Origin of the sequence: Streptomyces sp. A0958 (assembly GCF_004795035.1) — a bacterium.
Classification (GTDB): domain Bacteria; phylum Actinomycetota; class Actinomycetes; order Streptomycetales; family Streptomycetaceae; genus Streptomyces.
Map to the genome: position 1 here is coordinate 1 of NZ_SSBK01000023.1, position 16280 is coordinate 16280.

Here is a 16280-nt window from a genome sequence, read left to right on the forward strand (position 1 = left end):
AGCTCCGACAGCAGACCGTCGACATCCTCACGATCCAACGTCAGGTCATCGGCGAAATGCCGGTCACCGGTCGCGTCGGGCACGTACTTCACACAGACAACGATCCTCAAGCTCACGCCGGCTCTCCCTGTACCTGGTGGTGTCCTGCGGGAATCCTATGGCACTCAGTACCCTTCGTAAAGGTACCCAGTGTCGGCGAGGTGCTTTCGGTGTTACGTTTCCGGCATGACCGATGACCGCGGACCGGCCAAGAAGCCCCCCATGCGTGACGTGCTCGCCGAGGCGGCCTTCGGGCTCTTCATGGAGCGCGGGTTCGAGCGGACCACGGTGGACGACATCGTCGCGAGGGCCGGGGTGGGGCGGCGCTCGTTCTTCCGCTACTTCCCCTCGAAGGAGGACGCGGTCTTCCCCGACCACGAGCGGTGCCTCGCGGACATGACCGCGTTCCTCGCGGCCGCGGACGACGGCGACCCGGTCGCCACCGTGTGCGACGCGGCACGCCTGGTGCTGCGGATGTACGCGGAGAAGCCGGAGTTCTCCGTACAGCGCTACCGGCTCACCCGGGAGGTGCCCGGACTGCGCACCTACGAACTCTCCGTGGTGCGCCGCTACGAGCGGACCCTCGCCGGCTACCTGGAGCGGCGATGGGCCGAGGACCCGGATGCCGCACCGGACGCCGCGCTGCGGGCCGAGGTGATCGCGGCATCGGTCGTGGCGGCCCACAACAACGGGCTGCGGTCCTGGCTGCGTTCGGGCGGTGTGGGGGACGCGGGGGCGGAGGTGGACCGGGCGCTGGAACTCGTGCGCGCGGTGTGGAGCGAGGCGGACGAACGCTCCGTCACATCGGCGCCGGCACCCGCGCCCGTGAGCGAGGACGAGGTGATCGTCATGGTCGCGCGCAAGGGGGCGCCGATGTGGCGCGTGGTGCAGCACATCGAGTCCGCGCTCGGCGGCGCGTGACGGCGCGACGAGAGCCACATCACCTCTTCGCGGCACTCAGTGCCTTTACTTCATGGAACTAAGTGCCATACGGTGCCGGTGTGCCGTCGCCGAGGGTGCGGCGCACCGAGTCGAGCGCGGGAGGCGGAACGTGTTCAGTACCGGAATCGACGTGGGGCCGCCGGCCCGCGAAGCAGTTCAGCCGCACAGCCGGGAGGGGCTGGTCTACCAGGTGTGCCGGTGGTGCGGCACGGCCTCCTTCCGCAAACTCCTGTGTCCCGTCTGCGCGTCGAGCGACCTCGAATCGGAACACAGCGACGGATACGGCGTCGTCGTGCGCTCCAACGTCGTGAACCGCTACTCGCGGGTGATGCGCAACGAGTCCCTGGTCCGCTTTCCCGAGGGCTTCGTCTACCGGTGCCGCATCGTGGGCGCGGCCCCGCACCTCGTGAACGTCGGCGACCGGGTCCGGCCCGTCGGCGGCAGGACCTCCGAGGCCGGCGAAGTGGTGCTCGAACTCTGCGACCAGCCCGGCTCCACCGGCTGGTACTGAGGAAGCCGCCCGGTACTGACGCGGATGCGGGGCTCGCCGCGGGCCCCGGCCGCCTTCGCGCTGGGCGACGAGGTCTGCACCACCGGCTGACACGGGGCGCGGCGACCTTCGGGTGAGGGGCGGGCCGGGCAGCCGGGCCCGCCCCTCGACACGCTCTTACTGGCCCCGTACAGGTTCGTCGGCCATACTGCCCGCCGTGGAGCAGCGCATAGATCCGAACACTCAGCCCGCGTACGCCGCAGGGACCGACCCGGCGTACATCCCCGGCCTCACGGTCCCCCGACCCGCCGCGACGGCGGAGGAGGAGCCGGAGAGCACCGAGGAGCCCGCAGTCGCCGACGCCGTCACGGAGCCGGCGACCGACGACGCGAAGCCCACTGACGGGCCGGCGGCGGACGACGAGGAGGTCGAGGAGGTCGAGAAGGAGGAGGCCGAGAACGACGAGAACGGGGAAGAGGCCGCCGACGGGCCCTCGTTCGAGGTGAGCGACCGGCGCGGTTCGATCTCCGCCGGCCGCGCGGGCGTCCGGTTCACGCTGGACGACCAGCAGGCCGACTTCGGCTGGGACGAGATCGGCGCGGTCGAACTGAAGCCGGCCCGCTTCGGCCGCAGGTTCACGGTCACCGTCCACCTGTCGACCAAGCGCTGGTTCAACGGAGAGGTCGAGGCGGCGGCCCGCAGCAATCTCAAGGAGTGGACGGAAGGCTTCGACGCGGTCCTGGACGCCTACTTCGAGGAGTCCTGACCGGCCCTCGGGCCGGACCCGGCGAGGACGGGCGCCCCGGGCCGGGTGCCGTGCGCGGGCGCGGCGTGGAAGCCCGTCCGGGCGCCCGCGCCGGCGGGCGCGGGCACCCGGACGGTGCGTTCCACGAGGTCCATGCGGCCGACGGTCGCTCAGGCGTCCGCCAGGACCACCGAACGGCTCAGGTGGCGCGGGCTGTCCGGGTCGAGGCCCCGGGCCGTGGCGCGGGCGACGGCCAGGCGCTGGACACGGACGAGGTCGGCCAGCGGGTCGAGGTCGCTCTCCACCCAGCGGGCGCCGGTCTCCAGCAGCTGCTCGCGCAGGCCCTCGGGGGCGGTGCCGAACATCCAGGTGGCGGTGGAGTCGGTGGCGATGCTGATCGGGCCGTGGCGGTACTCCATCGCGGCGTACGACTCGGTCCAGGAGAGCGAGGCCTCCTTCATCTTCAGCGCCGCCTCGTTGGCGAGGCCGGCCGTCCAGCCGCGGCCGAGGAAGGTGAACTGGGTGCAGTCCACGAGCCCTTCCGGCAGGGGCTCGGCGAGCGCCTTCTCCGCGTCGCCGACGACCGCGTCGGTGTGCAGGCCGAGGTGGGCGCGCAGCAGCGTCAGCAGTGTGGTGGCGAACCGGGTCTGGACGACGGACTGTTCGTCGGCGAAGTCGAGGACGACGACCGCGTCCGCGACGGTCATCACCGGGGTCTCGGGGTCGGCCGTGACGGCCACGGTGGGCGTGGTCCCGCGCAGCGAGCCGAGGAGTTCGAGCACCTCGGTCGTCGTGCCGGAGCGGGTGAGCGCCACGACCCGGTCGTAGCGGCGGCGGGCGGGGAACTCCGACGCGGCGAAGGCATCGGTCTCGCCCTGCCCGGACTCCTCACGGAGCGAGGCGTATGCCTGAGCCATGTAGAACGAGGTGCCGCAGCCGACCACGGCGACGCGCTCGCCGGGTGCGGGCAGCACGGCCGCGTGACTCGGGGCCAGCTCCGCGGCGCGGCGCCAGCACTCCGGCTGACTGGCGATCTCGGTCTCGACAAATGACACTTTTGCACTCCGTACTGGGGATGGGATGCTCGTTTACGCACGCTACCCGCGATGTGTGAGCAGTATCAAGCATTTCCCTTGCAGTGGCCTTGCAGAGGACTTGACTCGCCGGAGCCTTGTGCGACGCTTGCGCCCTGTCCGGTGATCGCGTCCAAGGGGATGGGCGCACAAGGCCCGGACCTGTGAAGGAGAAGTCTCTTGTCCAGGGATTCCCGGTGGAACGCACTGCTGGAACTCGTCGGTAAGCACGGCCGGGTGGACGTCGAGGACGCCGCGAAGACGCTGGACGTGTCGGCCGCGACCATCCGGCGGGACCTGGACCAGCTCGCCGAGCAGCAACTGCTCACCCGGACCAGGGGCGGCGCGGTCGCCCACGGCGTCAGTTACGAGCTGGCCCTGCGTTACAAAACCGGGCGCAACGCCCCCGAGAAGCAGGCCATCGGCCGCGCCGTCGCCGAACTGGTCGCGGTCGGCGAGGTGGTCGGGCTCACCGGCGGCACCACCATCACCGAGGTCGCCCGCTCGCTCGCCGTCCGTTCGGACCTGGTGGGCGAGGGTGCGGGCGGGGCGGCCGGGCAGCCGACGCTGACGGTCGTGACCAACGCCCTCAACATCGCCAACGAGCTGGTGATCCGGCCGCAGATCAAGATCGTGGTGACCGGCGGGGTCGCCCGGCCCCAGTCGTACGAGCTGACCGGCCCGCTGGCCAGCGGGGTGCTGGGCGAGATCACGCTGGACGTGGCCGTCCTCGGCGTCAACGCCATCGACACCGAACGCGGCGCGTACGTGCACCACGAGGGCGAGGCCAGCATCAACCGGCTGCTCGCCCAGCAGGCCCAGCGTGTGGTGGTCGCGGCCGACTCCTCGAAGATCGGCAAGCGGGCGTTCGCGCGGGTCTGCGACCTCGCTCTGGTCGACTTCCTGGTGACCGACCGGGGCATCGCGCCCGAGGCGTCCGCCCGTTTCACGGAGGCCGGCGTCACGGTCGTAGCCGTCTGACCCGCCCCCCTCACCCACGGCGGGCCGCCGCACACCCGTGTGCGGCGGCCCGCCGTTCTGCGTGCGCAACCCCGTGAAGTGGCTACTGCCTGCCCGTAGATGTTCATTAACTCCGAGAAACGAACAACTCTTGCCATCCGGGTGCGCGGTCGTGAACTATGTGTATGTCGCCGCGTAGGAGCAGCGGCCCCTGGGCGCCTACGTCCAGTCGCGCCGAGTTCGAGGCGTCGCTCGCCGGTGAGCCGAGTCCGATGCGCCGCCGGCAGGTAAGTAGTCTCCGCCCGCACGACCCGCACCACCTAGAAGGGACTCCCGTGTCAGACCTGCGACTCGGTGTCATCGGGCTCGGCCTGCGCCGGTCCATCGCGATGTCGGCCCACCACCCCGGGAAGGGATCGGCGATCACCGCCGTCTGCGACCTCGACCCGGAGGTGCGCCGGCGCGAGGCCGAGCACTTCGGCGCCGAGATCGCGGTCGAGGACTACAAGCTCCTCCTCGGCCGGGACGACCTGGACGCGGTCGTCGTCGCCACCCCGGACGACACCCACGAGGCCATCGCCGTCGACGCCCTGCGGGCCGGAAAGGCGGTCTTCGTCGAGAAGCCCCTCGGCATCACCGTCGAGAGCTGCGACAACATCCTGCGCGCCGCGTACGAGACCGGCACCCGGCTCTACGTCGGCCACAACATGCGCCACATGGGTGTCGTCAGGCTGATGCGCGACATCATCGCGCGCGGTGACATCGGCGAGCCCAAGGCCGTCTGGGTACGGCACTTCGTCGGCTACGGCGGCGACTACTACTTCAAGGACTGGCACGCCGACCGGACCCGCACCACCGGTCTGCTCCTCCAGAAGGCCGCGCACGACATCGACGTGCTGCACTGGCTGGCCGGCGGCTACACGCGGCGCGTCAACGCGCTGGGCGACCTGCTCGTCTACGGGGGCCTGCCGCGCCGCGCGCCGGACACCCCGCGCCCCGACAACTGGCTGCGCGAGTTCGACTGGCCGCCCACCGCCCGCAAGGACCTGCACCACATCGTGGACGTCGAGGACGTCTCGGTGATGAACATGCAGCTCGACAACGGTGTCGTGGCCGCCTACCAGCAGTGCCACTTCACCCCCGACTACTGGCGCAACTACACGGTCATCGGCACCGAGGGCCGGCTGGAGAACTTCGGCGACGGCCCCGGTGACGAGGTCAAGGTCTGGAACACCGGCCCCAGCGGCTACCGCGCCGACGCCGACATCACCTACCGGGTTCCGGAGGCCAAGGGCTCCCACGGTGGCGGCGACGGCCGGATCATGGAGGAGTTCTGCCGGTTCGTGCGCGACGGGGGCGTCACCGACACCTCCCCGGTCGCCGCCCGGATGAGCGTCGCCGCCGGTGTCCTCGCGACCCGCTCCCTGCGCGAGGGCGGTGCGCCCCACGAGGTGCCGGCCCTCGACGCGGAGCTGGTCGCGTACTTCGAAGGCGGCCAGGTCCGTTCCTGAGGACCTGACCGGGAAAGACCGGAGCAAGGCCCCCACGACCCTGCTCCGGAGGGTTTCACCGCACGACACGCACCGGCTCCGGCCGTCCGGGCCCGCCCGGCCGGACGGCCGGAGCCGGTGCGTGCAGGAGCAAGGACCCCTTCCCCCCACCAGAAGCAGGTGCACCGCATGAGACTGCGCCACTTGTTCAGCACCGCCATCGCTTCCGCCTCCGCATCCGCCGCGGCAGCCGCTCTCGCGCTGCTCGGCACGGCCGCTCCCGCACAGGCCGTGGAGCTCGGCACGACTCCCGGCACCTACACCGGTTACGCCTTCTCCTGCGCCCCGGTCCTGACCGACGTCACCTGGTCCACCACCGTCCAGCACGACCCCGGATACCGGGCCAACGTCTTCTGGAGCCATCAGTTCGGCTTCGACCGGGGCAGCGGCGCCTACCTCGGGATGCAGTCCAACGGTGGCTCGAAACGAACGCTCCTGTTCTCCGTCTGGGACGTCTCCGAGGCGAGGAACGGCTCCGAGGGGAGCTGGTGCCTGGCCTTCGGCGGCGAGGGCGAGGGCATGAGTTGCCGGATGAACCTCGACTGGACCGCGGGCCACCGCTACACGTTCAAGGTGGCCGCCGAGGGCGACGGCTGGTTCGGCGCCACCGTCGCCGACACCGCGACCGGCGCCTCGTACAAGCTCGGCTCCATCAAGACCCCCGCCACCGCCGTCTCGCCCACAGGCATGGTCGACTGGACCGAGTACTTCGAGTGGAACGACCCCCGTGCCACCTGCTACGACCAGCCGTTCAGCGACGCCCGGTTCGGCGTGCCGACCGGCAACGGCGGTACGGTCACCGCCTCGGTCTCCGGTACGTCGAGCAGCGACAACGCCTGCGCGTCGATGACCCGGACCGATGTCTCCGCCGACTCCACGGTCCAGAACCTGGCGATCGGCAACTCGGCGCGCGGCGAGGTGACCGGGCAGGCCGGCAAGTGCCTGGAGGCCCTCGGGGGCGTCGCGGACGGGGCGGTGGCCGATATCCACCCCTGCTCGGGCGGCGCGAACCAGGCCTGGGTGCGGGCGGCCGACGGCACGCTGCGGCTGCCGTCCGACCACTGCCTGACCGCCGACGGCACCGGAAACGGCGCGGCCGTACGGGTGCGTGACTGCGCCGGTACGGGGGCGGGCGGGGCCGTGACGGACACGGCCCGGCAGCGGACGTACAGCACGAGTGCGCACACCCTCGTCAACAAGGCGTCCGGCCGCTGCCTCGACGTCCCGGGTGGCGACACCACGGACGGCACCGCGCTGGCCCTCTGGGACTGCGCCGGCGGCGCCAACCAGCAGTGGAACGTCCCCTAGGGTCACAGCTCCCCGGCGGCGGCCCGCCCCGCGCGGTTCCGCCGGGGAGCTGTGGCGGCTGTTTTCGGCCATGCTCGGTGGGTAATCGGCCACTTCCGGTTTGACGGCGACCTGTCGCGTGCCGGTGACGGAGGCGGCCGAACCCGCGCCTTTCCTCCCGTCACATCCGGAAAATGCCGTACGGTGACCGGTCCGCCTGCTCTCGTACGGTCACCGGCCGGTGACCTCCTAGGCGGGTCAAGGGCTGTTTCACGCCAATCGCGCGCCCAGATGACAGGGTTCGAACGCACGGCCGGAAAGTGGTCGGCATAATCGCGTCCATGTCGATCACGGTTGGGGACATCGTTGACCTGGGCCGGGGCCTGTACGCATGGCTCCCGCCGAAGCGTGGCTGGGGGCTGGCCAACTGCGGCCTGCTGGTCTCGCCCCGAGGCGCGCTCTGGATCGACACCCCGTACGATCCGGTCCTGGCGGGCCAGTTCCTCGCCGAGAGCACCAAGCGGCTGCCCGCCGGCGTCTGCGTCGACCGGGTGATCGTCACGCACGCCAACGGCGACCACTTCTGGGGCGCGGGCGTGCTCCCGGACGCCGAGATCATCGTGACGCGCGAGGCCAGGGAACACATCCACTACGAGCCCTCGCCGCAACAGCAGCACGCGCTCGTCACCGGCGGCGACCGGTCCACCCCGCTCGGCTCCTACCTCGGACGGCACTTCGGCCCATTCGACTGGTCGCAGACCGAACCGGTCAGCCCCACCACCTACTTCACCGGCGAACTCGAACTGAGCCTGGGCGACTACCCCGTACAGATCACCTCGCTCGCACCCGCGCACACCACCGGCGACCTGATGGTCCACCTGCCCGCCCAGTCCGTCGTGTTCAGCGGCGACATCATCTTCTCGTCGTCCCCGGAGCAGCCCGGCGACCACCCGATCCACTGGGAAGGCCCGCTGAGCAACATCATCGGGGCCTGCGAACAGGTGCTGGCCACCGGCGCCGAGACCGTCGTCCCCGGCCACGGCCCCGTGCTCGACCGGGCCGGGGTGCGGGAGCACATCGGCTACCTCGAATACGTCCGCGAGCGCGCCCACGCCTTCCACGCCGCCGGTGTGCCGTCCATCGACGCGGCCCGCCGGGTCATCGCCGAAGGGCGTTACCCCGGCCTGGGGCTCCCCGAGCGGCTGGTGGTGACCATCGGCAGCGAGTACCGGCAGCTCGACGGTTCCGAACGGCCCAGCGTGGTCCAGGTCATGACCGACGTCGCCACGGTCGCACAGGAAGTGGAGCAGGCCAGTGAGACGGCAGGCAGAGCCGGCTGACCGCACGGTCCGCCGCGCGCGCCGGCGGACCGACCCGACGACAGAAACGCGGTAGCGGCATGGCATGGATCGTGGCAGTGATCGCCGTCGTCCTCGCGGTGGTGGCGGCCTCACGCGCGTACCGGGCCGGCCTCTTCGAACAGCAGGCCGTGACCCGCGCCGAACTCGCCGAACGCCAGGCGAAGGCCGCCGAGGCCCGCACCGCCGCCCTCCTGGACGAGATCCGGCAGCTCGCGCGCAAGCGGATACCCGCCGCCGCCCTCGCCCTCTCCCACCCCAGCGCCACGGTCCCCGGACTGCGCGAGGCGACCGAGGTCGACGGCGGCGCCGCCCTCCTGCTCACCGAGGCCGTCCAGGCCGCGCGCACCGCCGTCCTGGAGGAGCGCGGGCGCGTCGACGCCGCGGCCCGCGCGGCGATGCGCGGCACATCGGCCAAGATCCAGTCCCTGCTGAACCAGTCCCAGCAACTGCTGCACGAGCTCCAGCACGAGTACGACGACCCGCGCATCCTCCAGCTCGACTTCCGCAACGAACTGGCGCTGCGCCGCACCCAGTCCACCGCCGTGCTCTGCGACGCCTGGCCCGGCCTCGCCCGCCAGAACTCCCCGCTGGTCGAGATCGTGCTCGGCGCCCAGTCGCGGGTCGCCGGCTACGAACGGATCAAGGTCGCCAACCACCTGCGCGACGAACGGCTCGCCCTCGCCGCCCGGGCCGCCGAACCCCTCGCCATCGCCCTCGCCGAACTGCTGGCCAACGCCACCGCGTACTCCCACCCGGACACCGACGTCCAGGTCACCATCCAGCAGAGCGGTGGCCGCGGCGCGTTCCTGGTGGTGGACGACGCGGGCATCGGCATGGACGAGGACGCGCTGGAGCGGGCCCGCGCCCTGCTCGCCGGCCCCTCCGTGGTGCTTCTGACCGAGCTGGGCGACCCGCCGCAGACCGGCTTCGCGGTCGTCGGCCGGCTCGTCGTGCAGTACGGCTTCGACTGCCACATCGAGGCATCCCCGTTCGGCGGGATGCGCACGATGCTGCGTGTCCCCGCCCACCTGCTGACCGTGCTGGACGAGGACCGCGACCTCTCCGCCCTCGCCCCGGCGCCCGTATCGGCCGCCGCCCCGGCGGAATCGGCCACCGCCGCCCGGACCGGGGCCGGCGCACCGCCGCAGAGCCCGGCCGAGCCCACGGAACTGCCCAGCCGGCGCCGGCGCGCACCGCGCCGTACGCCCGCGACGGCCGCCGCCAAGGCCCCGGAGCCGTCCGCCGGACAGGTGCCCCGTACACCGGAAGCGGCCGGGGCTTCCTGGGCGGCCCTCCAGCAGGGCACCCTCAACGGCAGGAGCGTCACCGGGCGGAACCCCGCACCGGACACCGGCGCCCACGACCACCAGGACGACCAAGGAGACGACGAGACGTGAGCGCCCCCAGCCCCACCTCAGGCGACCTCGCATGGGTGCTGACCCCGCTGCTGGAACTGCCCGGAGTCCAGCATGCCGTGGTCGCCACCGGTGACGGCCTCGTCGAAGGCGCGTCACCCGGCCTCGACCGGGCCTCCGGCGAACGGGTCGCCGCGATGACCGCCACGCTGCACGCAGCCGCCCGCGCCTTCACGACCGCCTTCACCGACGTCGAGGCCCCGCAACTGGCCCAGACGGTCGTGGAATCGGACCTCGGCTTCGCCATCGTCGTACCGGCGGGACGCAACACGACGCTCGCCCTGTTCGCCGAACCCGGCGCCAAACTCGGCGACATCGCCTATCAGATGCAGGTGCAGGTCACCGCGCTCACCCGGGCGATGCACGCAGCCGCCCGCGAGCCGGACACCGCCACCCGGCCATGACCCCCGGCCCAGCACGCCGTCTGATCCCCGCCTATCTGGTCACCGGCGGCCGGACCCGGCCCGCCGGCCCCGCGCTCGACCGGCTCGCCGTCCTCGTGCGCACCGACGCCGCCGTACCCGACGACGCCGGAACGCAAGCGCGCAGACTCTGCGCCCTGCTGGAACCGGGTGCGCTCACCGTCGTCGAGTGCGCGGCCCATCTGGACCTCCCGGTCAGCGCCACCGTCTTCCTGGCCACGGACCTCGCGGCCACCGGACTTCTGCTCACCCGACCGCCGATACCCAGTGCCGGGGAGATCGACCGGTCGCTCGTCGAGAGGCTGCTCGTTGGACTCCGCTCCCTGCCCTGACCGGACCGGCGTCGGCTACCTGCCGGCCGCCGCCCGGACCCTGATGAAACTCGTCGTCACGGGTCCCTTCGGCGTGGGCAAGACGACCCTGATCCGTACCCTCTCGGAGATCGCCACGCTCCACACCGAAGAGGCGATGACCCAGTCCAGCACGCGGGTCGACTCCACCGCCGGGCTCCCCGAGAAGACCACCACCACGGTCGCCATCGACTTCGGGCGCCTGACCGTACCGGACGACCTGGTGCTGTACATGTTCGGCACACCCGGCCAGGAGCGGTTCCTGCCGCTGTGGGAGGACATCGCCCGGGGCGCGCTCGGCGCGCTCGTCCTGGTCGACACCCGGCGGCTCGCCGACTCCTTCCCCGTCATGGACATGGTCGAGGAGCAGGGGCTGCCGTACGCCGTCGCGGTGAACCGTTTCCCCGACGCCCCCGCGCACAGCGACGAGGTCCTGCGCAAGCACCTCGACCTGGACGACACGACCCCGCTGATCCAGTGCGACGCGCGCGAGCGCCGCGGCAGCATCGACGCCCTGATCGCACTGGCCGAACACGTGCTGACCCGCATGCCGCAGCCCGAGGACGCCTCATGACCACGTACGCACCGCCGCCGCGGCCCCTCGCGCTGTTCGGCCCCGCCTTCGCGGCCGACCCACAGGGCCACTACCGCGCCCTGCGCGAGCACGGCCCACTCGCACCGGTACGGATCGCCCCCGACGTCGAGGCGATGCTCGTCACCGACTACCAGGCCGCCATCGACCTGCTGCGCGACACCCACACCTTCAGCAAGGACCCGCGCGCCTGGCAGGCGACCATTCCGCCCGACTCACCGGTGCTGCCCGTGCTCGGCCACCGCCCCACCGCCCTGTTCAGCGACGGCGCGGTGCACGCCCGCTACCGCGAGGCCATCAACGACAGCCTGGCCCTGATCGAACCGCACGTGCTGCGCGCCGAGGTCGCCCGCGTCGCCCGGCAGCTGATCGGCAGGTTCGCCGCCACCGGGAGCGGCGACCTCATCGCCCAGTACGCCCGGCGGCTCCCGATGCACATCTTCGTCACCTGGTTCGGCGCCGACCCCGAGGACGGCGAACGCATCGTCGACGGGATCGCCGGGATGATGAACTCGGCCGAGGACGCCGCCGCCGCGTACGCCGACCTCATCGACGTCGTCACCCGCCTCGTCGCCGACCGGCGCGCGAGGCCGCGCCGCGACCTGACCTCGTACTTCCTTGCCCACCCGGCCGGGCTCGACAACGACGAGACCGTGCGCCAGATCTCCCTGGTGATGAGCGCGGGCAACGACCCCATGACCAACCTCATCGGCAACGCGATCCTCCACATGCTCACCGACGAGCGGTACGCGGGATCGCTGCACGGCGGCGCGATGACGGCCCACGAGGCGATCAACGAGGTGCTGTGGCGCGACCCGCCGCTCGCCAACCTGGCGGCCCACTACCCGCGCCACGACACCGAGTTCCACGGGGTGCGGCTGCGCGCCGGACAACTCGTCCTGGTCTCCTACGCGGCCGCCAACACCCAGTCCGTCCCGCCCGTCTCCGACGACGGGGTCCGCTCCGGGGCCAGCGCCCACCTGTCCTGGTCGGCCGGGCCCCACCGCTGCCCCGCCAAGCAGCCCGCCCTGCTCATCGCGATGACGGCCATCGAACAGGTCACCAGCCTCCTGTGCGACGCGGAACTGGCCGTGCCGGCCGCCGAACTGCTGTGGCGGCCCGGACCGTTCCACCGCGCGCTGGCGCACCTGCCGATCCGGTTCACCCCGCTCGACACCACGGTGACCGCAAGCCCGCCCGCCGCTCCCGCAGGAACCCAGGGCATGATTCCGGCGGCGTCGATCGACTCCTGAGCCGTGTCGCTCGTAGGCCGAACGGGTGAGGGAGGGGACAATCGCCCGATGAACAGTGAGCGCAGCCGGCACAACGCCGACCGATGTGCGGACGGAGTGGTCCGGTGAGCAGGTACGACAGGTACGACGTCACGGACGAGCAGTGGGAGGGGCTGGCCCAGGTCGTACCGCTGCGCAGCCGCAACGAGTGGCCCTCCCGGGTGGATCACCACACCCTCCCGGACGAGGGGGAGAGCGCCGAGCAGCGGCGCATGGTGGTACTGCGGGTCCAGGTGTTCGCCGACGCCCGCGAGGTCGCCGAATACCTGGTCGCCCAGGTGCCGGTGCTGCTCGATCTGACGAGCGCGGAGGGCGATGTGGCCAAGCGCGTCCTGGACTTCACCAGCGGCGTCGTCTTCGGCCTCGGCAGCGGGATGCACCGGGTGGACCGCAACGTCTTCCTGCTGTCGCCCGTCGGCATGGAGGTCGAGGGCACGACTGCGGCGGGGGTACCGGGGGCTTAGGGCCTGCCCCCGGGGCCTGTACGAGGGGGTGCCGTCCCGGTCCGATGAGCGGCCGGGGCGGCTGGTAGACCTGGTGCCGTGACGGAATTCGACGTACGCGCCCTGCAGCAACGGCTCGCCGCCTTCGCGGCCGCACGCGACTGGGAGCAGTACCACACCCCGAAGAACCTGGCCTCGGCGCTGAGCGTCGAGGCCGCCGAACTCGTGGAGATCTTCCAGTGGCTGACGCCCGAGCAGTCGGCACGGGTGATGGAGGACCCGGCGACCGCGCCCAGGGTGGCCGACGAGGTCGCGGATGTGCTCGCGTACCTGCTCCAGTTCTGCGAGGTGCTGGGTATCGATGTACTGGCGGCGCTGACGGCCAAGATCGAGCGGAACGAGGGGCGTTTTCCGGTTCCGGGGTCAGCGGCACGCGAAGATCGTCACTCTTCGGAGTGATCGATTTATCCACACTCGATTGAGTGTCCACAGATTTCCGAAATCCTCTGGCCTTTCGGTACCACCGCCCTCACTGTGGGTAATGAAGTGGTGAGCGGGTTTTCGCGTCGAACGGGGGCAGTCGATGGAAGCGGAGCGGCTGGTAGCGGTCATCAGGCAGGCCCTGGCACAGAGCCGGGGCACACCGGACATCATCGCCGAGGCCTGGCAGGCCCAGGCCCTGGCGCAGGCGGTCGGCAGCCGGCTGGCCGCGAGCGGCCCCAAGGAGTTACGGGGCGAGGCGCGCGCCCTCAGCGAGATCGGCGGCCGGAGCAGCGGCGCGCTGGACCACCCGGCGGCACGCGCCGGGGTCGCCCGCGCGGCACACCTCTCCGAGGTCGCCGATCCACGCGCGGCCCTGACCGGCCTGGGCGCGCTGCTCGGAGAGGTGGGGATAGCCCTGGTCGGGGTGGCGTGCGAGACCGACGAACAGAGCCTGTACTGGCAGTGCATGGAGGCGATCGACGCAGCCGACGAGTCGACGGACCGGGTGCGCGGCATGCTCCGGCTGCTGGACGAGCGGGACCGGGAGCAGCGGGAGGACCTGGAACGCGGCAGGGAGCGGGACGGCCCGCACGGGATGACCCACGGGCCGGTCGGCCCGGTCGGCCCGATCACCGGCATCCAATGACTGGCCCGTCCGGGGAACGGCGGCGGCGTGCGGAAGGGGGCGGGAGAGGGACGAGCGGGGCGCGTGGGTGCAGGATGGAGGCATGGATCTTCGAATCTTCACCGAGCCCCAGCAAGGGGCGAGCTACGACACCCTTCTCACCGTCGCCAAGGCCACCGAGGACCTCGGCTTCGACGCCTTCTACCGGTCCGACCACTATCTGCGCATGGGGCAGGGCGACGGGCTCCCCGGCCCGACGGACGCCTGGATCACGCTGGCCGGGCTGGCCCGGGAGACCAAGCGCATCCGCCTCGGCACGCTGATGACGGCGGGCACGTTCCGGCTCCCCGGCGTCCTCGCCATCCAGGTGGCGCAGGTCGACCAGATGTCCGGCGGGCGCGTCGAACTGGGCCTGGGCGCGGGCTGGTTCGAGGAGGAGCACAAGGCGTACGGCATCCCGTTCCCCAAGGAGAAGTTCGGCCGGCTGGAGGAGCAGCTGGCGATCGTCACCGGACTGTGGGCGACCGAGGTCGGCAAGACGTTCAGCTACGACGGCACGTACTACCAGCTGGCGGACTCGCCCGCGCTGCCCAAGCCCGCGCAGGCCAAGGTGCCGGTGCTGATCGGCGGGCACGGCGCCAAGCGCACCCCGAGGCTCGCCGCCCAGTACGCCGACGAGTTCAACATCCCGTTCGCGGGGCTGGAGGACTCCGAGAAGCAGTTCGGCCGGGTCAGGGAGGCGGCCGAGGCGGCGGGCCGCGGGGCGGACGACCTGGTGTACTCCAACGCGCTGGTGGTCTGCGTCGGCCGGAACGACGCGGAGGTCGCCCGCCGGGCCGCCGTCATCGGCCGTGACGTGGCCGAGCTGAAGGCCAACGGACTGGCGGGGTCGCCCGCCGAAGTGGTCGAGAAGATCGGCCGCTACGCGGCGATCGGGGCGTCGCGGATCTACCTCCAGGTGCTCGACCTCGACGACCTGGATCACCTGGAGCTGATCTCGGCGCAGGTCCAGTCCCAGCTGACCTGAGCCACCTGGGACGCCGGACACCGGAGAGGTCTGCGGTGACCCGCGACACCCGCGACACCCGCGACGCCTGAGCGAGGAGCTGCTGATGTCACCCGCCCGCGGTCCGGGCCCGGCGGCCGGGGCGCCGTCCCGCCCTCTCGCCGCCGCGCTCGCCGAGCAGACGGTCCTGCTCGACGGCGGGCTCTCCAACCAGTTGGAGGCGCAGGGCTGCGATCTGTCCGACGCGCTGTGGTCCGCGCGGCTGCTCGTCGACGGGCCCGGGCAGATCGAGGCGGCGCACGCGGCCTATGTGCGGGCGGGTGCGCAGGTGCTCATCACGGCCAGCTATCAGGCGAGCTTCGAAGGGTTCGAGCGGCGCGGGATCGGGCGGGCTGAGGCGGCCGGGCTCCTCGCCCGCAGCGTGGAGCTGGCCAGGCGGGCGGCCGGTGCGGTGGAGCGGGACGTCTGGGTGGCGGCCTCGGTCGGCCCGTACGGGGCGGCGACCGGGGACGGGGCGGAGTACCGGGGCCGCTACGGACTCACGCTCCGGGAGCTGGAGCGCTTCCACCGCCCCCGGATCGAGGCGCTGGCCGCCGCCGGGCCGGATGTGCTGGCCCTGGAGACGGTGCCGGACATGGACGAGGCGCGGGCGCTGCTGCGGGTGGTGGGGGAGTACGGGCTGCCGGTCTGGCTCTCCTACACCGTGGCCGGGGGCCGGACCCGGGCCGGGCAGCCGCTGGACGAGGCGTTCGCCCTGGCCGGGGAGTGCGACCAGGCCATCGCGGTCGGGGTGAACTGCTGCGACCCGGCCGACGCGGACGCCGCCGTCCGGACGGCGGCGGAGACCACCGGGAAGCCGGTCGTCGTCTACCCGAACAGCGGCGAGCGCTGGGACGCCGCGGAGCGGGGCTGGGCCGGCGGCGCCACGTTCGACCCCGGCCGGGCCAGGGCCTGGCAGGAGGCCGGCGCCCGGCTGGTCGGCGGCTGCTGCCGGGTCGGCCCGGCAACGATCGCGGAGCTGGCCGCCGTGCTGGGGGAGGGAGACGGCGGCCCTGGGCGGACACCGGAGTGACATTGGCGGGCGGCGGGCGGCGGGCGGCGGGCGGCGGGCGGCGGGGGAGGGAAGGGGAGGGGAGGGGAGGGGAGGGGGGACAGGGGGCGGGGCAAGGGTGAGGGCGAAATTGCCTGGAGGGAGGGGACCGACC

General features: G+C 72.1%; 19 protein-coding genes and 1 pseudogene. 17 read left to right on the forward strand and 3 right to left on the reverse strand.

The genetic code is table 11. From position 1 onward, the window contains the following. Positions 1-116 (reverse strand): annotated as a pseudogene (locus tag E6P78_RS21755) (electron transfer flavoprotein subunit beta); the annotation flags it as partial. Between the two features lie 109 nt (positions 117-225). On the opposite strand from E6P78_RS21755, the gene E6P78_RS21760 reads away from it, so the two are divergent. The 3 genes from E6P78_RS21760 (at position 226) to E6P78_RS21770 (ending at position 2237) form a co-directional block, all read left to right on the forward strand. After that, a complete protein-coding gene (locus E6P78_RS21760; RefSeq protein WP_136205314.1) occupies positions 226-960 on the forward strand; it encodes a TetR family transcriptional regulator in 735 nt (244 codons plus the stop codon). Positions 961-1090: 130 nt separating this feature from the next. Then, positions 1091-1492 (forward strand): zinc ribbon domain-containing protein, encoded by a 402-nt coding sequence (locus E6P78_RS21765; RefSeq protein WP_136205315.1) that lies wholly within the window; start codon positions 1091-1093, stop codon positions 1490-1492. A gap of 196 nt (positions 1493-1688) precedes the next feature. After that, on the forward strand, positions 1689-2237 hold the full coding sequence (locus E6P78_RS21770) for a hypothetical protein (RefSeq protein WP_136205316.1): 549 nt from the start codon (positions 1689-1691) through the stop codon (positions 2235-2237). Here E6P78_RS21770 and E6P78_RS32880 read toward each other — a convergent pair. Beyond that, a complete protein-coding gene (locus tag E6P78_RS32880; RefSeq protein WP_168712675.1) occupies positions 2219-2371 on the reverse strand; it encodes a hypothetical protein in 153 nt (50 codons plus the stop codon). The two genes, E6P78_RS21770 and E6P78_RS32880, sit on opposite strands and share 19 nt — an antisense overlap. Before the next feature lie 15 nt (positions 2372-2386). Next, positions 2387-3271, reverse strand: coding sequence for a sugar isomerase (locus E6P78_RS21775; protein WP_136205317.1), 885 nt, complete (start codon positions 3269-3271; stop codon positions 2387-2389). A gap of 198 nt (positions 3272-3469) precedes the next feature. Between E6P78_RS21775 and E6P78_RS21780 the strand changes: the two genes are divergently transcribed. From E6P78_RS21780 to mmuM, 14 genes are all read left to right on the forward strand, one after another. Continuing rightward, a complete protein-coding gene (locus E6P78_RS21780; RefSeq protein ID WP_136205318.1) occupies positions 3470-4270 on the forward strand; it encodes a DeoR/GlpR family DNA-binding transcription regulator in 801 nt (266 codons plus the stop codon). A 314-nt stretch (positions 4271-4584) separates the two neighbouring features. After that, positions 4585-5760: a Gfo/Idh/MocA family oxidoreductase gene (locus E6P78_RS21785; RefSeq protein ID WP_136205319.1), complete on the forward strand. Its 1176-nt coding sequence runs from the start codon at positions 4585-4587 to the stop codon at positions 5758-5760. Positions 5761-5928: 168 nt separating this feature from the next. Further along, positions 5929-7107, forward strand: coding sequence for a ricin-type beta-trefoil lectin domain protein (locus tag E6P78_RS21790; RefSeq protein ID WP_136205320.1), 1179 nt, complete (start codon positions 5929-5931; stop codon positions 7105-7107). 320 nt (positions 7108-7427) lie between these two features. Next, on the forward strand, positions 7428-8426 hold the full coding sequence (locus tag E6P78_RS21795; protein ID WP_136205321.1) for an MBL fold metallo-hydrolase: 999 nt from the start codon (positions 7428-7430) through the stop codon (positions 8424-8426). A gap of 59 nt (positions 8427-8485) precedes the next feature. After that, positions 8486-9844 carry an ATP-binding protein gene (locus tag E6P78_RS21800; protein ID WP_136205322.1) on the forward strand — a complete coding sequence of 453 codons (1359 nt, stop codon included), beginning with the start codon at positions 8486-8488 and terminating at the stop codon, positions 9842-9844. Next, positions 9841-10266: a roadblock/LC7 domain-containing protein gene (locus E6P78_RS21805; RefSeq protein ID WP_136205323.1), complete on the forward strand. Its 426-nt coding sequence runs from the start codon at positions 9841-9843 to the stop codon at positions 10264-10266. The genes E6P78_RS21800 and E6P78_RS21805 overlap by 4 nt, the downstream gene beginning before the upstream one ends. Further along, positions 10263-10616: a DUF742 domain-containing protein gene (locus tag E6P78_RS21810; RefSeq protein WP_136205324.1), complete on the forward strand. Its 354-nt coding sequence runs from the start codon at positions 10263-10265 to the stop codon at positions 10614-10616. Before E6P78_RS21805 ends, E6P78_RS21810 begins: the two co-directional genes overlap by 4 nt. Beyond that, the gene (locus E6P78_RS21815; protein WP_136205325.1) at positions 10594-11208 is read left to right on the forward strand and encodes an ATP/GTP-binding protein; all 615 of its coding nucleotides are present in this window, start codon (positions 10594-10596) and stop codon (positions 11206-11208) included. The genes E6P78_RS21810 and E6P78_RS21815 overlap by 23 nt, the downstream gene beginning before the upstream one ends. Then, positions 11205-12479, forward strand: coding sequence for a cytochrome P450 (locus tag E6P78_RS21820; RefSeq protein ID WP_240799312.1), 1275 nt, complete (start codon positions 11205-11207; stop codon positions 12477-12479). The genes E6P78_RS21815 and E6P78_RS21820 overlap by 4 nt, the downstream gene beginning before the upstream one ends. Positions 12480-12562: 83 nt before the next feature. Next, a complete protein-coding gene (locus tag E6P78_RS21825) occupies positions 12563-12982 on the forward strand; it encodes a cell division protein SepF (protein ID WP_206307872.1) in 420 nt (139 codons plus the stop codon). Positions 12983-13060: 78 nt separating this feature from the next. Then, on the forward strand, positions 13061-13420 hold the full coding sequence (locus tag E6P78_RS21830; protein ID WP_136205327.1) for a nucleotide pyrophosphohydrolase: 360 nt from the start codon (positions 13061-13063) through the stop codon (positions 13418-13420). 124 nt (positions 13421-13544) lie between these two features. Then, positions 13545-14090 (forward strand): DUF6099 family protein, encoded by a 546-nt coding sequence (locus E6P78_RS21835; protein ID WP_136205328.1) that lies wholly within the window; start codon positions 13545-13547, stop codon positions 14088-14090. 82 nt (positions 14091-14172) lie between these two features. After that, the gene (locus E6P78_RS21840) at positions 14173-15096 is read left to right on the forward strand and encodes an LLM class F420-dependent oxidoreductase (protein WP_136205329.1); all 924 of its coding nucleotides are present in this window, start codon (positions 14173-14175) and stop codon (positions 15094-15096) included. An 85-nt stretch (positions 15097-15181) separates the two neighbouring features. Beyond that, positions 15182-16147, forward strand: coding sequence for a homocysteine S-methyltransferase (mmuM, locus tag E6P78_RS21845; protein ID WP_136205330.1), 966 nt, complete (start codon positions 15182-15184; stop codon positions 16145-16147). Positions 16148-16280: the final 133 nt, after the last annotated feature.

Coding starts and splice junctions, on each gene's coding strand:
- E6P78_RS21825 (WP_206307872.1), top strand. CDS start 12,563: ATGTGCGGACGGAGTGGTCCGGTGAGCAGGTACGACAGGTACGACGTC.
- E6P78_RS21820 (WP_240799312.1), top strand. CDS start 11,205: ATGACCACGTACGCACCGCCGCCGCGGCCCCTCGCGCTGTTCGGCCCC.
- E6P78_RS21790 (WP_136205320.1), top strand. CDS start 5,929: ATGAGACTGCGCCACTTGTTCAGCACCGCCATCGCTTCCGCCTCCGCA.
- E6P78_RS21810 (WP_136205324.1), top strand. CDS start 10,263: ATGACCCCCGGCCCAGCACGCCGTCTGATCCCCGCCTATCTGGTCACC.
- E6P78_RS21840 (WP_136205329.1), top strand. CDS start 14,173: ATGGATCTTCGAATCTTCACCGAGCCCCAGCAAGGGGCGAGCTACGAC.
- E6P78_RS21835 (WP_136205328.1), top strand. CDS start 13,545: ATGGAAGCGGAGCGGCTGGTAGCGGTCATCAGGCAGGCCCTGGCACAG.
- E6P78_RS32880 (WP_168712675.1), bottom strand. CDS start 2,371: ATGGACCTCGTGGAACGCACCGTCCGGGTGCCCGCGCCCGCCGGCGCG.
- E6P78_RS21795 (WP_136205321.1), top strand. CDS start 7,428: ATGTCGATCACGGTTGGGGACATCGTTGACCTGGGCCGGGGCCTGTAC.
- E6P78_RS21760 (WP_136205314.1), top strand. CDS start 226: ATGACCGATGACCGCGGACCGGCCAAGAAGCCCCCCATGCGTGACGTG.
- E6P78_RS21800 (WP_136205322.1), top strand. CDS start 8,486: ATGGCATGGATCGTGGCAGTGATCGCCGTCGTCCTCGCGGTGGTGGCG.
- mmuM (WP_136205330.1), top strand. CDS start 15,182: ATGTCACCCGCCCGCGGTCCGGGCCCGGCGGCCGGGGCGCCGTCCCGC.